General features: G+C 36.2%; 15 protein-coding genes and 2 tRNA genes. 10 read left to right on the top strand and 7 right to left on the bottom strand.

The genetic code is table 11. The annotated features are described in order from the left end of the window. Nucleotides 1–42: 42 nt before the first annotated feature. The 4 genes from plsX to ACFIJ8_RS03325 all read left to right on the top strand — a co-directional run bounded on the left by plsX (nucleotide 43) and on the right by ACFIJ8_RS03325 (nucleotide 3,227). Nucleotides 43–1,113, top strand: a complete 1,071-nt coding sequence (plsX, locus tag ACFIJ8_RS03340) for a phosphate acyltransferase PlsX (RefSeq protein ID WP_273788156.1) — start codon at nucleotides 43–45, stop codon at nucleotides 1,111–1,113. A 49-nt stretch (nucleotides 1,114–1,162) separates the two neighbouring features. Next, nucleotides 1,163–2,137, top strand: a complete 975-nt coding sequence (locus ACFIJ8_RS03335) for a beta-ketoacyl-ACP synthase III (RefSeq protein WP_273788155.1) — start codon at nucleotides 1,163–1,165, stop codon at nucleotides 2,135–2,137. Nucleotides 2,138–2,214: 77 nt separating this feature from the next. Next, the gene (locus ACFIJ8_RS03330; protein WP_015856447.1) at nucleotides 2,215–2,529 is read left to right on the top strand and encodes an integration host factor subunit alpha; all 315 of its coding nucleotides are present in this window, start codon (nucleotides 2,215–2,217) and stop codon (nucleotides 2,527–2,529) included. A 194-nt stretch (nucleotides 2,530–2,723) separates the two neighbouring features. Then, nucleotides 2,724–3,227, top strand: coding sequence for a MerR family transcriptional regulator (locus ACFIJ8_RS03325; protein WP_273788153.1), 504 nt, complete (start codon nucleotides 2,724–2,726; stop codon nucleotides 3,225–3,227). A 1,115-nt stretch (nucleotides 3,228–4,342) separates the two neighbouring features. On the opposite strand, the gene thrS is transcribed toward ACFIJ8_RS03325, so the two are convergent. From thrS to ACFIJ8_RS03310, 3 genes are all read right to left on the bottom strand, one after another. Then, nucleotides 4,343–6,319 (bottom strand): threonine--tRNA ligase, encoded by a 1,977-nt coding sequence (gene thrS, locus ACFIJ8_RS03320; protein WP_375639000.1) that lies wholly within the window; start codon nucleotides 6,317–6,319, stop codon nucleotides 4,343–4,345. 111 nt (nucleotides 6,320–6,430) lie between these two features. Beyond that, nucleotides 6,431–6,781 (bottom strand): membrane protein insertion efficiency factor YidD, encoded by a 351-nt coding sequence (gene yidD, locus ACFIJ8_RS03315; protein WP_273722706.1) that lies wholly within the window; start codon nucleotides 6,779–6,781, stop codon nucleotides 6,431–6,433. Beyond that, the gene (locus ACFIJ8_RS03310) at nucleotides 6,782–7,210 is read right to left on the bottom strand and encodes an iron-sulfur cluster assembly scaffold protein (protein ID WP_273788150.1); all 429 of its coding nucleotides are present in this window, start codon (nucleotides 7,208–7,210) and stop codon (nucleotides 6,782–6,784) included. It lies immediately after the preceding gene. Between the two features lie 125 nt (nucleotides 7,211–7,335). Here ACFIJ8_RS03310 and folE point away from each other — a divergent pair, with 125 nt between their 5' ends. The 4 genes from folE (at nucleotide 7,336) to ACFIJ8_RS03290 (ending at nucleotide 10,188) form a co-directional block, all read left to right on the top strand. After that, a complete protein-coding gene (gene folE / locus ACFIJ8_RS03305; RefSeq protein ID WP_273788149.1) occupies nucleotides 7,336–7,956 on the top strand; it encodes a GTP cyclohydrolase I FolE in 621 nt (206 codons plus the stop codon). 139 nt (nucleotides 7,957–8,095) lie between these two features. Beyond that, a tRNA-Leu gene (locus ACFIJ8_RS03300) sits at nucleotides 8,096–8,180 on the top strand. A 193-nt stretch (nucleotides 8,181–8,373) separates the two neighbouring features. After that, nucleotides 8,374–9,546 (top strand): alpha/beta hydrolase, encoded by a 1,173-nt coding sequence (locus ACFIJ8_RS03295; RefSeq protein ID WP_273788148.1) that lies wholly within the window; start codon nucleotides 8,374–8,376, stop codon nucleotides 9,544–9,546. 135 nt (nucleotides 9,547–9,681) lie between these two features. Continuing rightward, nucleotides 9,682–10,188: a hypothetical protein gene (locus tag ACFIJ8_RS03290; protein ID WP_015856440.1), complete on the top strand. Its 507-nt coding sequence runs from the start codon at nucleotides 9,682–9,684 to the stop codon at nucleotides 10,186–10,188. A 485-nt stretch (nucleotides 10,189–10,673) separates the two neighbouring features. Here ACFIJ8_RS03290 and ACFIJ8_RS03285 read toward each other — a convergent pair. The 4 genes from ACFIJ8_RS03285 to ACFIJ8_RS03270 all read right to left on the bottom strand — a co-directional run bounded on the left by ACFIJ8_RS03285 (nucleotide 10,674) and on the right by ACFIJ8_RS03270 (nucleotide 13,939). Then, nucleotides 10,674–10,749, bottom strand: a tRNA-Thr gene (locus ACFIJ8_RS03285). Nucleotides 10,750–10,954: 205 nt separating this feature from the next. Further along, nucleotides 10,955–12,313: an acetyl-CoA carboxylase biotin carboxylase subunit gene (accC, locus tag ACFIJ8_RS03280; RefSeq protein ID WP_273787929.1), complete on the bottom strand. Its 1,359-nt coding sequence runs from the start codon at nucleotides 12,311–12,313 to the stop codon at nucleotides 10,955–10,957. Nucleotides 12,314–12,327: 14 nt separating this feature from the next. Next, nucleotides 12,328–12,825 carry an acetyl-CoA carboxylase biotin carboxyl carrier protein gene (gene accB / locus ACFIJ8_RS03275; protein ID WP_273787930.1) on the bottom strand — a complete coding sequence of 166 codons (498 nt, stop codon included), beginning with the start codon at nucleotides 12,823–12,825 and terminating at the stop codon, nucleotides 12,328–12,330. A 241-nt stretch (nucleotides 12,826–13,066) separates the two neighbouring features. After that, on the bottom strand, nucleotides 13,067–13,939 hold the full coding sequence (locus ACFIJ8_RS03270) for a DsbA family protein (protein WP_375619845.1): 873 nt from the start codon (nucleotides 13,937–13,939) through the stop codon (nucleotides 13,067–13,069). Nucleotides 13,940–14,284: 345 nt separating this feature from the next. On the opposite strand from ACFIJ8_RS03270, the gene glpD reads away from it, so the two are divergent. Further along, entirely contained in the window at nucleotides 14,285–15,814 is a 1,530-nt protein-coding gene (gene glpD, locus ACFIJ8_RS03265; protein WP_273787932.1) for a glycerol-3-phosphate dehydrogenase, read from the top strand. Between the two features lie 697 nt (nucleotides 15,815–16,511). Then, nucleotides 16,512–17,492: a tRNA dihydrouridine(20/20a) synthase DusA gene (dusA, locus tag ACFIJ8_RS03260; protein WP_375638999.1), complete on the top strand. Its 981-nt coding sequence runs from the start codon at nucleotides 16,512–16,514 to the stop codon at nucleotides 17,490–17,492. Nucleotides 17,493–17,711 lie beyond the last annotated feature (219 nt).

The raw sequence follows: 17,711 nt of genomic DNA, 5'->3' as shown, positions 1-17,711 counted from the left end.
TGTGTTTAAAGATGTAAATGAAAAGATGTGGGATATGCAAGCGTGATTAGAATTTCTGTGGATGTCATGGGCGGTGATTACGGTCCAGAAGCAGCTATTGCAGGAGCAGCAATTGTACAAAAATATTTATCAAATATTTATTTTCTGTTTTATGGAATAGAGGAGGACGTTCGTCCGGTTTTAAAAAAATACCCTTGTTTGGATTCTGTATCGCGCTTTTGCCCTACAGAAAGTTATACACGCATGGATGAAAAGCCAAGCCAAGCACTTCGTAATGGACGTGGTAAATCATCAATGTGGTACGCCATTGAAGCGGTAAAAAATGGTGAAGCTGATGCTTGCATTTCTGCTGGTAATACGGGTGCACTCATGGCCATGTCTTATTTTTGTTTGAAAATGCTAGCAGAGGCTGAACGTCCTGGTATTGCGGGTATCTGGCCAACACTTCGCAGTGAGAGTATCGTTTTGGATATTGGGGCAACAATTGGTGCCTCTGCTAGTCAGTTGGTTGATTTGGCGGTTATGGGAGCGGGTATGTTTCGCGCTTTATATCACACTGAAAGACCAAGTGTTGGGCTTTTAAATGTGGGGGTGGAAGAGGTTAAAGGACTTTATGAAATAAAAAAAGCAGGAATGATATTGCGTGAAGTGCAATTAGAAGGATTGGAATATAAAGGATTTGTTGAGGGCAATGACATTGGAAAAGGAACAGTCGATGTTGTTGTAACAGAGGGGTTTTCTGGTAATATTGCTTTAAAAACCGCAGAAGGGACCGCGCGACAGATAGGAGAGATTTTAAACTCTGCACTGCGCAGTTCTTTTTTAACATCTCTTGGTTATTTTTTATCGCGGAGTGCTTTTCGTACGCTGAAACACAAAATGGATCCCGAGAGGGTGAATGGAGGAGTGCTTTTGGGGTTGAATGGTGTTGTGATCAAAAGCCATGGGAGTGCTAATGCTAACGGTTTTGCTTCTGCTATCCGCGTTGGTTATGAGATGGTTAATAATGGACTTTTGAAAAAAATAACAGCTGATTTGCGACGGTTTCATGAGAATAAAGAAACACTTTTTGATCAAGAAGGTGAAGAGACAGTGAATGGAGAGTCCTTATGATAAGCTCTTATAATAGAAATGAAAAATTTGAAGAAAAGGTAAGAGCTGAATGATTCGGTCAATTATACGTGGTGTAGGAAGTGCTTTGCCGAAGAGAAGTTTATCAAATGATGAGATTGCAAAGTTTGTTGAAACGTCAGATTCATGGATTGTTCAGCGTACAGGAATACGCCAACGTTATATTGCCAGTGAAAATGAAACAACTGTTTCTTTAGGAGTTGAGGCTGCGCAAGCAGCACTTACAAATGCTGGTTTAACAATAAAAGACATTGATTGTATTATTTTAGCAACGTCCACTCCGAATCGTACTTTTCCTGCTTCTGCTGTTGAAATTCAGCGTGCTTTGGGAATGAGTCATGGATTTGCTTTTGATATTCAAGCTGTTTGCTCTGGTTTTATTTTTGCTTTAACGACAGGAGATTCTTATTTACGGTGTGGAGCGGCTAAAAGAATTTTAGTTATTGGATCCGATACATTTTCTCGGATTTTAGATTGGGAAGATCGTACGACATGTGTTTTGTTTGGTGATGGTGCGGGTGCTGCTATTTTGGAAGCACAAGAAATTGAGGGGGGGATTGCTTTTGAGCGTGGTATATTGTCTGCGAAATTGCGCTCTAATGGTGCTTATATAGATAAGCTATATGTTGATGGTGGACCTTCAACAACACAAACGACAGGCTATTTGCGTATGGAAGGACGAGAAGTTTTTAAATATGCTGTTGGTATGATAACGGATGTGGTTGATGATTGTTTTGCAGCTGCAGGTATGGATTCTTCACAACTAGATTGGTTCGTACCTCATCAGGCTAATAAGCGCATTATTGAAGCATCTGCTAAAAAACTGGGAATTTCACTAGATAAAGTTGTGATTACCGTTGATCAACATGGTAATACGTCTGCGGCATCAGTTCCGTTGGCTTTAACAACAGCTGTTTGCGATGGAAAAATAAAAGAAGGAGATCTTATCATGTTAGAGGCCATGGGAGGTGGATTTACATGGGGAGCAATTCTTATTCGTTGGTAAATTATGGCTACTTGACCATATTTCAAGAAAACGTATAAGTCATTTTGTAATTTTTAATATTTTAATAGGTGGTTATAATGACAAGTAAGACAGTAACGCGTGCAGATTTAGCGAGCGTAGTTTGTAAAAGAGTGGGCTTGTCACATACTGAATCAGCAGCTTTAGTCGAATTGGTTTTGGATGAGATTTGCAACTCACTTGTAAGAGGTGAAGCGGTTAAATTATCCTCTTTTGCAACTTTTCAGGTTCGCAGTAAAAATGAACGTGTTGGACGCAATCCAAAAACAGGTGTTGAAGCACCTATTCCGCCGCGACGTGTTGTGACGTTTAAGGCTGCCAATGTCCTTAAACAGAGAATTTTAGATTCGCATCGTGCAAGACAGAAAAAATGATTCTTATAAATGAATGCCATGGTATGTTTAGTATTTGTTAAAAAAATGATAAAATAAAGGTCTTTGTTTTTTAGAAAAAGACAGTTGTGTAAGTCGTCAATGATGGTCTTATTTTTGACTAATCTTGTTGAGAAATTGAGACAGAATGAGTCATTGTAAAGTAATTTATTTTGTTTTAAATAAGGTGTTGCAAAATGGATAAAAGCTCTGATGCTTTTCGCACAATTAGCGAAGTAGCCGAGTTATTGGAGCTGCCGCAGCATGTCTTAAGATTCTGGGAAACACGTTTTAGGCAGATTAAACCAATGAAACGTGGGGGAGGAAGGCGCTATTATCGTCCGGTCGATGTTGATTTGCTCAATGGTATTAAGCAGTTATTATATGATCAGGGTTATACGATAAAAGGTGTGCAGCGCCTTTTAAAAGAAAATGGTGTTGCTTTTGTGACTGCATTGGGTAATGGTGATCTTGATGCTATGAATGTGGTCATAGAGAAGAAACATGCAGGACAGACTTCTGAAAATGCTAGCAATAAGCCTAAGAAATCTTCTTTTGGGCTTTTGAGTTTCATGAGGAATGAGGAAGAAACATCTGTCGGTTCTGTGAATCTTTATAAAGATAAATCTGATAAAGCATTGTTGCAAGAAATCCTATTTGAACTCATTGAATGTAAGCGTGTTCTTGATAGAGCACGATAGCAATAATATTTTTTGTTTTATATGTGTTGCTTTTTTAGCAAAACATGTGTTTTGAAATTGTTTTACAAATCAATATCTTGCGTCTAGCGTAGCAATGTGTTTCGTAGATATTTAGATGTTTTATGGGGGTGCTCAGAGTTTTATACGTTCAACGAATAGTAATGTATCGTATGTGTATATTTAACGAGTTTTTTATAAGAGTTTTTAATTTGGTAAAATATAAAGAGGGGAAAGAATAAACGCTGAGTTTTACCATTTTTCTCTGATTTGGCTTTATAAAAGTTAAGGCAATATCTCATCAGTGTAGATTGCGGGATATAGAATGCTATTGGTTTACCAATTTATGTGCTTGTTTTTAAGAGATGTTTCTTAAGGCTCCTTAAGCTTATTTTACCATGATTCCTCGTGAATCATATAATGCTAAACCTGTTGAGTAGCGCTATTTTTACACCTATGAAAGAGCAAGTCGGCATCATCATTATAGTTTAGCTTGCTCTCAATGATTGCAACAATCTTAGCACTTGAGGCAGTTTATTGTGAGCATTTTAAAGTCCTTTCTCAATAATTTTTATCCACACACTCATTCCGCTTATTTCGTGCAAGCGAATGATTTTGATAGATTCAACATAAACATATTTAAAATGAGAAAGCCCTATGATATTCAAAATCTTATTTAATATGAATAACGATATATTATCATTATAAATCAATATCTTGTCTTTTTTATAAGGGCTTATTTTACGAACAAGACATATCATTGTTCAGCTAATTTTACATATTTTTTATTAATAAATATGATCTTGTTTTCCGTCTTCTTGCTTGATGTTGCTATAATTATCGTAATGATCTATCCATGATAATAGCGCCATCTTTTCATTATAAAGATTAATGTTATTATTAATATTCAATTGTCTATGATTTTTGCATTTAAACAGCTCATAGCTTACATTCAACTTTTTCACCAATCCACCTTGTAGAGAGTGATCACGTGATTCTTTCTGGTGATAGATAATTGTGCATGAAACAAAAACGCACTAGAATATCAAATCATTTCATTCTGTACAAAAATTGAAGATTTATAGTAAAAAATTAACGTATTACCATCTTCTGTGATGTTATGCATTTATTACACGCTGCAAATCCGGAGGTGTTGCTTCATTTGAGAGTTGCTTGATCACATCTTCTACAGATAAAAGGGTTTTATTTGTACTTCCTAAGCGGCGCATATTTACGCTGTTTGTTTCAGCTTCACGTTTACCACATACCAAAATTACGGGAACTTTTTGTAACGAATGTTCTCGTATTTTATAGTTAATTTTTTCATTGCGGAGATCCATTGTTGCGGAAAGCCCAATAGCTCTAAGTTTTGCCGTTATTTTTTGGGCATATTCATTTGCTTCGGATGTAATTGTTGCAACAACAACTTGTTCAGGAGCAAGCCAGAGTGGCATATGTCCAGCAAAATTTTCGATTAATATACCAAGAAAACGCTCCATTGATCCAAAAATAGCGCGGTGGATCATAACAGGTTGACGTTTTTCTGAATCTTTATCAATATAGAATGCACCAAAACGTTCAGGGAGATTAAAGTCTATTTGTGTTGTTCCACATTGCCATTCACGACCGATAGCATCCTTTAATGTATATTCAAATTTTGGACCATAAAATGCTCCTTCACCTGGAAGGATGCTTGTTTTGATTTGTCCTGCAAATTTTGTTTCAATCGTTTTAAGAACAGATTCCATGATACTTTCTGCATGATCCCATAATGCATCAGACCCAACTCGTTTTTCTGGACGTGTTGAAAGCTTAAGACTGATTTCTTTAAAACCAAAATCAGCATAAGTTGATAAAATAAGATCATTAATACTGAGACATTCATCGGCTAGTTGTTCATCAGTACAAAAAATATGCGCATCATCTTGCGTAAAACCACGCACACGCATAAGACCATGTAAAGAGCCCGAAGGCTCATAACGATGAACAAGTCCAAATTCAGCAAGTCTAATAGGCAAATCACGATAAGATTTTAAACCATGTTTAAAAATTTGCACATGACCAGGGCAATTCATTGGTTTAAGGGCATAAACATTCCCACGATCTGAATCTTCCGCTGCTGGAATTACTTTGAACATATTCTCCTTATACCAGCCCCAATGGCCAGATATTTCCCAGAGTGACCTATCGAGAACTTGTGGTGCATTAACTTCAGCGTATTGATGATCATCAAGGCGTCTACGCATATAGTTGATCAAATTTTGGAACATTTTCCAACCTTTTTTGTGCCAAAAAATCATCCCTGGCCCTTCTTCTTGAAAATGAAATAAGTCCATTTCACGTCCCAAGCGGCGATGATCACGTTTTTCAGCTTCTTCTAGCATATGGAGGTAGGCTTTTAAGTCATTTTCATTTGCAAATGCTGTTCCATAAATTCTTGTGAGCATTGGATTATTGGCATCGCCACGCCAATAAGCTCCTGCAACTTTCATTAATTTGAAAGCATTCCCAATTTGCCCTGTAGATTGCATGTGCGGTCCGCGGCAAAGATCAAACCATTTTCCTTGATAATAAATTTTTAAATCTTGATTTTCAGGAATGCTATCAATAAGTTCAACTTTATAAAATTCCTTTTTCTCAGAAAAAATTTTTCTGGCTTTTTCACGAGACCAAATTTCTTTTCTAAAAGGCTTATTGCGTTGGATAATTTCACGCATTTTCTTTTCAATGATGGTGAGATCATCTAATGTAAAAGGTTGTTGGCGTGCAAAATCATAATAGAATCCATTTTCAATGACAGGACCTATTGTTACTTGCGTTTCAGGAAAGAGTTCTTGCACTGCTTCAGCAAGGACATGGGCGCAATCATGCCTTATGAGTTCAAGAGCACGTGAATCTTCTCGGGTAATAATCTCTACTTGACCAGATTGTTCCAATGGATCCGATAAGTCTCGCGTGATACCATCAAGACTATAGGCAACTGCTTTTTTTGCGAGTGATTTAGAAATGGATTCTGCTAATTCCAAACCAGTCATTTCAGGGGGGTAATTACGTTTTGAACCATCAGGAAAAGAAAGAGAAACAGAGCAAGACATAAAAACACCCTTTTAATCCAATTCCGCTAACGATTGCGGATGGTTTTGTGAAAATTGAGTAAAAAGCTTATAGACTGATTTTTTATCAATACATACGAAAAAAGAAAAGGATTATTTGTTGTGTTTGTCAGAAATTTTCCAGTAACGCCAAGGTTTATAAAAACAGCAAGAATTTCCAAGAGAAATAGGTACTGGATCAAAGCCATCTGTTCCAAAGGGACCACAACGTATGATACGAAAGAGTCCCATCCATGCACCAGCCCAAAGCCCATGGCGTGCAATCGCTTCATATGTATATTCTGAACAAGTTGGGGCATGGCGACATTGATTGCCTATAAGACTTGAAAGTGTTATTTGATAGAAACGTATTAAGAAAATACCCAATAACCGTCCAGGTGTTTTTTGCCAAGTGCCTGTGTAATTTCGAGTCAATTTTTTTTGTCGAGATTGTGATTTGAACATTTATTTTTCTTCAATTTTTTGAATGCAGTCTATCGTTGCATCAAAGGGTAGTAGTGTTGCTGCATGGCGCACTTTATAGTCTTTAATGGGCTGTAAGCAAGAAAAATCCTCAAATGGAGCTTGAGGAGAAGGACCATTTTGCGTTAGCATTTGATAAATAACTTCACGCAATATTTTAAGATCTTGTGTTGTTTGTCCGATGATATGAGATGCTAAAAGTGAAGCCGATGCTTGCCCTAGCACACATGCGTGTATTTCATGGGCAAAATCCGTAACAATACCATTTTCCACTTTTAAATCTACAGTGATTGTCGAACCACAAAGGTGGGCATGTTTTCTTGATGTTGCATCAGGATTATTAAGACGCCCAATTTTGTCTATATGTGCAGCATATTTAAGTATTTTATCATTATAGATATTATCAATCATGCGCTATGACCTGAAATTTTGAGAGTCGTGATTGTTTAAACTTTTAATTCGCTTATATAGAGATTATACAAAATGAAATAGGTATGGAGCAAATGCTTTGTATAGAGCAAGCTTGGAGTTTTTGAATGCGTAATATTGTTAAAGAAGACGCGAAGGATTCTTTTTTATCTGAAGAAAAGCGTCCGAGTATTGAAGAGGTGGAAGAAGCGATTCGTACATTACTCTTATGGATAGGGGAAAATCCAAATAGAGAAGGGCTTTTAGATACTCCAAGACGTATAGCCAAGGCATATCGCGAGCTTTTTAGTGGTTATAGTCAATCGGTTAAAGAAACCTTAGGTACAGTTTTTGAAGAGGTTTCAGGATACAATGAAGCCGTAATCGTAAAAAATATACCTTTTTATTCACACTGTGAGCATCATATGATCCCAATTATTGGGAAAGCACATATAGCATATCTTCCTAATGAAAAAATTGTTGGCCTTTCAAAAATTGTACGTGTTGTAGATATTTTTTCTCGTCGTTTACAAACACAAGAAGCTATGACAGCGCAAGTGGCCCACGCGTTAAAAACGTATCTGAAGCCTCATGGTGTAGCAGTATTGATTGAGGCCGAGCACATGTGTATGGCTATGAGAGGAATCCAAAAACAGGGCTCTACAACAATTACAAAAAACTTTCATGGTTATTATGAAAAAGATCAAGCTGCACAAGCACACTTTATGATGATGATTCAAAGATCGTAGTAAAGTCCATATTTTTAGTAATCTCTATTAAGTTATAAATTGTCCGGATAAAAATAAATTATGAGAAAGAGAAAATTGGCTTGTACCTTTCTTTATGATTTGTTAAAGGCTAAAAACCAAAATGTTTTTCTTCCCACGTGCGGTCGTGGCGGAATTGGTAGACGCGCAGCGTTGAGGTCGCTGTGGGGCAACCCGTGGAAGTTCGAGTCTTCTCGACCGCACCAGTTAGCAGTGAGTCTCTCTGTAATGAGATGAAGTTATGTAGAGAGAGGGGATTTAGGGGCATTATAGAAAAATCTTTTTTGTATGTTATTTGTTGATGTGTTGCTAATAATGTTTCATTTTTTATTACTTTATCTGTGCATTTGAAATGTTATATTTTTATAGGGTGGGGGTGAAGTTGCAGTGAGAAGTATAATGATTTTGAGATATTTAACACTTCTTATTTGTATTTCTTTATTGTCAGCATGTAGTGATTCACGCGCTGTGCTTTGGCATGGAGTGCATGCAACTCCTTCTATGACTGCAGTAGAAAGGGAAGTTGAAGGGAATCCAGTTTCTCCAAAAGCCATCATTCCAGTTTATGTTGCAACAAGTCGTATGATGCAAAATAATTACGCTCAACCTTATGGTGCAGAGCGATCAAATAAAGTACATTACAATCGCGTTGACGTAGGAATTCCTCAGCAACATATAAAGGGAGTTGTTGAAATAAATGCGTATAAACCTACGCATGATAAGTATTTTGCAGCAGTAGCATTGCAAAAATACGATAATAAAGAACAGTTTAAACAGCAATTAAATGCTGCTTTAGAAAAAAAGCCAAAAGGAAAAAGAGAAATTTTTCTTTTTATCCATGGGTATAATAATAATTTTGCAGATGGTACATTTCGTACAGCACAGTTTACACACGATTATTCTTTAAATGTTGTCGCTGTGCATTATTCTTGGCCTTCTGCCGGATCTGTTCCTCTTTATATTTATGATCGTGACAGTGCTAATTTTGCCCGTGACGGATTGATAGAGCTTTTAACACTTATTAGTGAAACCAATGCTGATCAGATTTCGGTTATTGCGCATTCTATGGGCAATTTTGTTATAATGGAAGCATTTAGAACTTTAGCCTTACAGAAAAAATATAAGCCTATTCGTCGTATTACAAGTTTATTAATGGCGGCACCAGACATTGATGTTGATGTATTTGAGCGCCAACTTAATGATATAAAAAAACTCCCGCAGCCAACAGCTATTTTAGTATCCAGAGCGGATAAAGCTCTCGCGGTTTCAGGACGTCTTACGGGTGGACATCATCGTGTTGGCGATGGCTCAGATATTGAAATGTTGCGTAAAAATGGAATAGCTGTTCTTGATTTCTCTCATGTGGATGGGGGAGCACACAATGTCTTTGCATCTTCGCCAACATTGATGGCTCTTTCTCGAGAAGGTTCTTTGGCTTCCACAATTATGCAAGGTACAGAATTGTCACCTAGTCAAGCCCTTCTTGCTGATGGTAGTAGTGTGTTGGAGAAAACAACACATCTTATCCTTTATACACCTGTACGTTTTCTTTCTCCACGGATTCCACGTTGATAGTGAAAAGAGAGAAGGGGACATCGAATAATACATTGGAGGTAATATTTTTTAGCACTTTCTTTAGAATGGCTTTGTAAAATGGAAAATAAATAGCGGGATGAATGTAAAAAACAGTCATTAGGTGAGTTTGTGATGATTGCACGGAAACGCTATGTTAATACGCCTACAGTTGTTGATTATTTATCTCATTCCGCAATTAAGTTGTTAGATATTCATGCTATGCTTGTGAAGGTGAGAAAAGGTGATATGGGGGAAAAACCAAATTTATTGCGTCAAATTGATTCTACAAAAAAACAGTTAGATGAGATAAGCCATGCTCTTATTTTAGAATATCGTAAACGCCAAGAAAATGAGCGTTTTTTAAAACAAATTCTGCTATCCATTTCCGATCAACTTTTTGCACTTAACAATGGTTTTAAGGAAACAGGACGTCTTTTTTTTCAAGAAGTTAGAATACTTCAATCTCAGATGCAATGTTTATATGAGGGAAAGGAGAGGCTGCATTTGTTGAATAGCCAAGAATCTTTTTGTTCTCCATCAAAGATTGATGAAGTCATTAAACAGTTACAGAAAGCACGAGAAAAGCTTATTCTTGAAAGCCCACATCTCTTTGAAAAAAGCACAAAAGCTAAACAGTAAAAGTTCTTTTAGTTGAGCAGATAGATAACTTGAATTTTACAGTAAAAAACGCTGTTAGATAGAAGGCTATAATCTTTAAAGAAAAGAATTTGTTTTAATAAATGAAACACATGTATTTTATAATCACATTCTTTATCGCGTTAAAGCTTTAAAAGACTTTGGTTATATCTTTGGTAAAGTTAAGGCTGATGCATTAGGTGGCTTTATTGAAGAAAATATTTGTGGAAAGAAATTTTACAAAAAACTTTCTGATTCTTTTAATAACGGCTCACCGGATAATTTTGCCAATGTTATGGAGTTGTTAGTATATTCACTAGAAACTTAAACTCTAATATTTTCCTTGGGAGGAATTGGCTGAATTTAAAGCATTAAAAAAGAAATTTGATAAAAATAATACGTTTTTTAAATTCACGCCCAGCTCTACCTTCTCCTGAATTTAAAAAGGATCGGAAAATGAATAAGCTACACGTAATTAAAAAATCATATGGTGCCCCCAGAGAGACTCGAACTCCCGACCCCCTGATTACAAATCAGGTGCTCTACCAACTGAGCTATAAGGGCGTAACCATGTAGGAGTTAGCACAAACTCACAAAAAGGAAAACAGAAAATTATCAAATTTTGTACATATTAAAAGAAAACTATATAACAAATAAAAAAATAACCAACTTATTTCCTCTTTTACCACTTTTTACAGCAAGGTTGGAATTATCCTTATGTTGATATCTTATAGAATCTTTTATAAGAATTTACCATTTTGCTATCGAATTACGAATCTGAAGACTTTGATTGATGAGCAAGGTATTTTTCTAGCCAGTGAATATTATAATTACCATCAGCAACATCTTGATTATTAATAAGATCGCGAAAAAGAGGTAGTGTAGTTTTTATCCCATCGACGACAAATTCATCTAAAGCACGCCGTAAACGCATCATACATTCTAAACGGGTACGTCCATGAACAATCAGCTTTCCAATCATACTATCATAATAAGGGGGGATGCGATAACCTGAATAAGCACCTGAATCAACACGAATCCCTAAACCTCCAGGTGTATGAAAATGTGTAATGGTTCCAGGTGATGGCGTAAAGTTAATAGGATCTTCTGCATTAATACGGCATTCAATGGCATGACCAGAAAAACAGACATCATCTTGTGTCACTGAAAGCTCGCAGCCTGATGCAATATGGATTTGTTCATGGACTAAATCTATACCTGTAATTGCTTCAGTTACAGGATGTTCGACTTGTAAACGCGTATTCATTTCAATGAAATAAAATTCGCCATTTTCATAAAGAAATTCAATAGTACCAGCTCCACGATATCCAAGTTGGGCACAGGCATTTGCAACAATACTACCAATTTTTTTTCGTTCAGTTTCATTAAGTGCAGGTGATGTAGCTTCTTCCCATACTTTTTGATGCCGTCGTTGAAGTGAACAATCGCGTTCTCCTAAATGAATAGCATTTCCCGCACCATCACCTATGACTTGAATTTCAATATGACGGGGTTTTTCTAAATATTTCTCTATGTAAACAGCGTCATCACCAAAAGCAGCTTTCGCTTCTGAACGCGTTGTTTTGAGAGCTATAGAAAATTCTTGTTCAGAATGAACGACTTTCATACCACGTCCACCACCACCGGCAGAAGCTTTGATAATAACGGGATAACCAATTTCACGAGCAGTGCGTAAAGCATCTGATTCTTCAGTGACTGCTCCATCTGAACCGGGAACTACAGGAATACCAAGTTTTTTGGCGGTCTTCTTTGCTTCGATTTTATCGCCCATGATTCGGATATGAGTAGCTGTTGGACCGATGAATGTAATATCATGGGCTTCTAGAACATCTGCAAATTTTGCATTTTCAGAAAGAAAGCCATAACCTGGATGAACAGCATCAGCTCCTGTAATTTCACAAGCAGCAATAATTTGCTGAATACTCAAATAAGAATCGCGAGCGGGAGGAGGGCCAATACAAACACTTTCGTCAGCAAGACGAACATGCATTGCATCTGCATCAGCGGTAGAGTGAACAGCTACGGTTTTTATGCCAAGTTCTTTACATGCACGCAAAACGCGAAGAGCAATTTCTCCCCGATTAGCAATGAGGATTTTTCGAATCATGGTTGCCCCTCGCTTTATTCAACAATAATAAGTGGTTCACCAAATTCAACAGGTTGGCCATCTTTGACAAGAACAGTGGTTACCGTGCCTGAGCGTGGTGATGAAATTTGATTCATTGTTTTCATGGCTTCAATAATAAGTAATGTCTCTCCTTCAGAAACATTTTGTCCTACTTCTACAAAAGGTTGTGCACCTGGTGAAGGTGCAAGATAAGCTGTTCCAACCATCGGAGAGGTTATTGTGTTTTTTGATTTATCCTCTTGGATAGATTGTATGGGAGATTCAGTTGTTGGGACCGGAGAAGATGTTACAGAAAAAGTAGGAGTAGAAACAGGAGCATAGATTGCTTGCTCAGAAGAAGTTAAGGTATTTTGGCGTGAGACACAAATACGAAGCTCCCCTTGTTCAACTTCAATGTTCGTTAAATTGGTATCATTCAAAATTTCAGCAAGATCACGAATAATTTTCGTATCAATTGCGGTTTTTGCCGAATCCATTTTTTTTGTTGCCATTTTATTTCTAACTCCTTGATCAATGAAGATCGTCATTATCTCATTTTATGACCGAATATCTCTAGATTAGGGATGAGATCTTTTGAGGCTTTAAAGATTTTTATTTCCTTTAAATCATTATACTTTGCAATTTAAACTCGTATCTGCTTTACGCAAAATTGCACTTATAAGCCTGTTATCAAAAAAGAGAAAGCATAAAATTACCTCATTTACAGTATTCGTCCTAAAACTGATCAGGTATTCACCGTGTATTGTCTATCGCTTGTTTTAGAGTATCTTGTCTGGCTGCGCCAATGAATATTTTATTACCAATGATGTAAGAAGGTGTTCCCGTAATATGAAGTTTAGAGGCAATTTGGATATTTTCTTTAAAAGCGTTTTGTAGAGTCGGATCTTTTATTGCATTACGTAGTTTTTTCTCATCTGCTCCTAATGAAACAGCTACTTTAATAGCTTTAGCTTCATTTGCGCGACCCTGATACATTAAAAGCGTTTTGTGAAACTGAGGATATTTCTCTGGGAATTGTTTTCGAAATGCGTAGGCAACAGTATGGGCTGCCATAGAATCAGAGCTTAAAATTGGTAAATCCTTAATAATAACCTTTAAATCTGGATATTCTTTTATCAAGTCTTCTATATGTGAATAGGAACTTTTACAATATCCACAGTTGTAATCAAAAAAATTGACAAGCACTTTTTTACCATTTGGGTTTCCCAAAACGGCGTCATGAGGAGAATGAAAAATTTCTTTTTCTAATAAATGGATGACAGAAGTTTGTATTTTATTTTCGTATTCATTCTGTTTTTCCAGCTTATCTTGAAGAATAAGCTGCATTTCAATCAGAACTTCTGGATGAGTAAGAAGGTACTCTCTGACAATTTGTTGAATATGATGAGAATCAGTATGTGGTATCATTTTTTCTTTAAGCTTAGATAAAAAGCTAGAATCTTCCAAAAGTTGTGTTTTAAGCTTTTCTAAGCTTAAATGATTTGCTGTTTTTGAGTGTGATGTTGCGTTTGATAAAGAAGGTAAAAAGATTAAAATACTCGACATAACTGGGACTAAAATTTTTGAAAGAGGTGTTATTTTCGAATTTTGAGAGTGATGAGTCATCTGTATACCTTCATATTTCCTAGTGTGTCATTGAGTGAACTATATGAAAAGCGTTATCTATGTGCAATAAAGCATTTAGCTATAGTGTGTATTTAAGAATGAGAAAAAACATTAATTTTTCTCTAAAAAGACTTCATATGATGAACCTTGGCTTGGCAAGAATTATTTTTTGTAAAAGATAAAAAAAATCTCTTTAATTTGTCAAATGTTGTTTTGATGTATAAGGGTATCAAAAGCTTTTTGTGCGTGTTTATTTTAGGAAAAAGTACGTTGATAATACAATGAAGAACACTTGTATTATTTTTTCCTATTGCTTTATTGAGTACTGAGAAACAAAATTAAATAATGAAAAGTGAAATTATGAAAACCACAACACATTATGAGCTGTTTATCATTGGGGGAGGGATAAACGGGTGTGGATTGGCAAGAGACGCAGCAGGACGCGGATTTAAAGTGGGATTGGCTGAAATGAACGATCTTGCATCTGGGACCTCAAGTGCGTCAACAAAGCTTATTCATGGTGGGCTTCGTTATCTTGAACATTATGAGTTCAAGCTTGTTCGTGAAGCATTGAAAGAACGCGAGATCATTTTACGTATGGCTCCACATATTGTGCGTCCTTTGCGTTTTCTCCTTCCTTATCATAAAGAATTGCGCCCTGCTTGGATGTTGCGTTTTGGACTTTTTATTTATGATTATTTAGGGAATTGGAATCAGAAATTATGGCGCAGTAAAACAATTAATTTTTCAAAAAAATTTTGCTCTACACTGAAGAAAGAATATCAGAGAGGTTTTGAATATTCTGATGCAAGAGTAGATGATGCGCGTTTAGTTATTGGCAATGCTCGTGATGCAGAAAAGTGGGGAGCTGATATAAAAGTACGAACAGAAGTTCTCTCTTTAAAAAAAGAAGACAATAAATGGCGTATCGTTCTTCAAGACAAGTTAACTAGTAAAGAATATAGTGTCACAGCTTCTTATGTCGCGAATATGACAGGACCTTGGATTGATCATGTTTTGGCAAGCATATTAGACTGTAAAGAACATCCACCAGTACGACTTGTTAGAGGTTCTCATATTTTGGTTCCCAAGCTTTATACTCATGATCGTGCTTATATTTTTCAAAATGGTGATGGGCGTATTATATTTGCTATTCCGTATCAAGAAGAATTTACCTTGCTTGGAACAACAGATTGTAATTATCAAGGAGATCCGGCTGACGTTCATATTACTGATACAGAAATTGATTACATTTGTGCAGCAGCCAGTGAATATTTCATACAACCAGTGTTGCCTGAAACAATTGTCTGGTCTTACTCTGGAGTTCGTCCACTTTATGATGATGGAGCTTCAAAAGCACAAGAAATTACGCGCGATTATGTTTTAAAAGAAATGGGAACAGGAACAACACCCAAGATTCTTAATCTTTACGGAGGAAAGATTACAACTTATCGTAAGTTGGCTGAAGATGCGATGAAATTTGTTGAAAAAGCTCTTGGTAAAAAGGGAGCGTCATGGACGGCTAAGACAGTACTTCCAGGGGGTGATTTTCCCTATAATCAATTAGATATAATCGAAAATAAGATTGCTCTTTTGATGCCAGATTTAGATGCTTTTACACATCGCAGACTTGCACGCTCTTACGGTACGGAAGCATTGGTGATATTTGCACATGGTAAGGCAAATAGAGGAAAAAATTTTGGACATGGGCTTTATGAAGTAGAAGTAAAATGGTTGATGGAAAAAGAATGGGCTAAAGCATGTGAAGATGTGCTATGGCGTCGTTCAAAACTTGGTCTCCTATTTAATGAACAAGAGGTTGATACTCTTTCTTCCTATATGCAAAGCCAACAAGAGATTGAACAACGTTTATGATCATTTCATTTTACAGATTTTATCTGCAATATTGTAAAATATTTCTCTTCAAGAGATACTGGTGTCAGTCATACATATTAAAAAGACAATGATTGTCTATACCCTAATTTTATTTTTTTTTGCAAGAATCATAAAATGGCAAAATTAGATAGAATATTTAGGATCAACTTTATCTATCTTATAAAGTGAAATCCAAGAATATTACCAAGAATTACTCATTGAGAAAAACTGATTTATAATTAGATTCGTGTAGAATAAGGATTTTTGTTCTTTCTTGAGGAGAAAATAAAAGTACCTTCTGTAGCATTTATTTGCACAATAAGTTAAAAAATCTAAAGAAAATTAAATCTATTATGAAAAATTGTACAATGTTTTAGTTTATCGTTCATTATCTTAAACGCTGTGCTAAATCATGTAAGGATAGAGGCTTGATGAGCGTAAGAAGAACTTGTAAATGAGTTTTTTATATTATAGTGAAAAATTTTTTCATGTTTATATACCTGAACGATAATCTATGAGAAATGCCATATTGTGTTTTATTATGATTGATTGTAGTAAACCTTTATATCAATTGAAGATAATGGGCTGTTATTATACTCATGATAGTATAAGGGAATAAAAATTTACGTAAACTAAAAGTAAGTATTTTTCTATGTATAAAGAGAGAGAGCTATAGGGATATGAGAGTAATACCCTCATGATATTTTACAACCTTCCATCGCCTGTAAAATTTGCAGTAGCACCAATGTTGGATTGGACAGACCGACATTGCAGGTTTTTTTATCGTCTTTTAACGAAAAAAGCACTCCTTTATACGGAAATGATGGTAGCAGATTCTGTCATTCATGGTGTTCGCGAACAATTGTTGGCTTTTAGCGATAAAGAACGTCCAGTTGCATTACAATTAGGGGGGGCAGATCCGAAAAAGTTAGCAGAAGCTGCACGAATTGCTGAAGATTTTGGCTACAACGAAATAAATCTCAATGTCGGTTGCCCATCAAATCGTGTTCAAGCAGGTGTCTTTGGGGCTTGTTTGATGCGACATCCAGACATTGTGGCAAATGCCGTGGAAGCGATGAAACGAGAGGTTACTATACCAGTAACTGTCAAATGTCGGATTGGAGTGGACGAACAAGATGAAGAGTTAGCGTTAGATCTTTTGGCTAATCAGGTTTGGAATGCTGGATGTGATGCGCTCTGGATACATGCACGCAAGGCATGGCTACAAGGATTGAGTCCGAAAGAAAATCGCAATATTCCGCCCCTTAATTATGAAAGGGTTTATAAATTAAAACGTAAATATCCCCATAAATTCATTGGGATAAATGGTGGAATTAAATCGATTGATGAGATCAAAGAACACTTAACTTTCTGTGATGCTGTCATGCTTGGTCGCCAAGTTTATCATGATCCAGCTTTGTTAAAACATATTGATTTTGAACTCTATGATGAGGCTCAAAATAATCTGAGTGAGAGTGATCTTATTGAGGTTATGTGTGATTATGCGGCTCGACATATTGCATCGGGAGGGCGGCTTTCTCATGTGACGCGTCACATGATTGGTTTATTTCATGGGCGGGGTGGGGCACGTCGATGGAGGCAAATATTATCAAATGACGCAACAAAACCAAATGCAGATATATGTATTTTAAAAGAAGCTTTTTATGCTCTCATTTAATAACAGCCTGACAATTAACATATGTTAAAGTTGAGATCCTTTGTGTTTTGATTTCTTTATGATCATTTTGATCCCTTCGATTTTATAAGTTTCTGAAAGTTTGCAACTTTTGTTATAGAAGGAATGTTAGAATTTATATATTAAACAACATGCTGATTGCTCCTATTTAATAGAGAAATAAGTTAAGAGCATAACGTAAAAATAGTAATAACATATTGA

Source organism: Bartonella sp. MF74HXZ (assembly GCF_042194445.1).
GTDB lineage: Bacteria > Pseudomonadota > Alphaproteobacteria > Rhizobiales > Rhizobiaceae > Bartonella > Bartonella grahamii.
Note: the sequence above shows the minus strand (reverse complement) of the source record. Positions and strands in the feature narration are given on the sequence as shown.

Excerpts from the sequence above, each read along its gene's own strand:
- ACFIJ8_RS03335 (WP_273788155.1), top strand. The coding sequence starts at position 1,163 with ATGATTCGGTCAATTATACGTGGTGTAGGAAGTGCTTTGCCGAAGAGA.
- ACFIJ8_RS03330 (WP_015856447.1), top strand. The coding sequence starts at position 2,215 with ATGACAAGTAAGACAGTAACGCGTGCAGATTTAGCGAGCGTAGTTTGT.
- ACFIJ8_RS03325 (WP_273788153.1), top strand. The coding sequence starts at position 2,724 with ATGGATAAAAGCTCTGATGCTTTTCGCACAATTAGCGAAGTAGCCGAG.
- thrS (WP_375639000.1), bottom strand. The coding sequence starts at position 6,319 with ATGTCTTGCTCTGTTTCTCTTTCTTTTCCTGATGGTTCAAAACGTAAT.
- yidD (WP_273722706.1), bottom strand. The coding sequence starts at position 6,781 with ATGTTCAAATCACAATCTCGACAAAAAAAATTGACTCGAAATTACACA.
- ACFIJ8_RS03310 (WP_273788150.1), bottom strand. The coding sequence starts at position 7,210 with ATGATTGATAATATCTATAATGATAAAATACTTAAATATGCTGCACAT.
- folE (WP_273788149.1), top strand. The coding sequence starts at position 7,336 with ATGCGTAATATTGTTAAAGAAGACGCGAAGGATTCTTTTTTATCTGAA.
- ACFIJ8_RS03295 (WP_273788148.1), top strand. The coding sequence starts at position 8,374 with ATGATTTTGAGATATTTAACACTTCTTATTTGTATTTCTTTATTGTCA.
- ACFIJ8_RS03290 (WP_015856440.1), top strand. The coding sequence starts at position 9,682 with ATGATTGCACGGAAACGCTATGTTAATACGCCTACAGTTGTTGATTAT.
- accC (WP_273787929.1), bottom strand. The coding sequence starts at position 12,313 with ATGATTCGAAAAATCCTCATTGCTAATCGGGGAGAAATTGCTCTTCGC.
- accB (WP_273787930.1), bottom strand. The coding sequence starts at position 12,825 with ATGGCAACAAAAAAAATGGATTCGGCAAAAACCGCAATTGATACGAAA.
- ACFIJ8_RS03270 (WP_375619845.1), bottom strand. The coding sequence starts at position 13,939 with ATGACTCATCACTCTCAAAATTCGAAAATAACACCTCTTTCAAAAATT.
- glpD (WP_273787932.1), top strand. The coding sequence starts at position 14,285 with ATGAAAAGTGAAATTATGAAAACCACAACACATTATGAGCTGTTTATC.
- dusA (WP_375638999.1), top strand. The coding sequence starts at position 16,512 with ATGATATTTTACAACCTTCCATCGCCTGTAAAATTTGCAGTAGCACCA.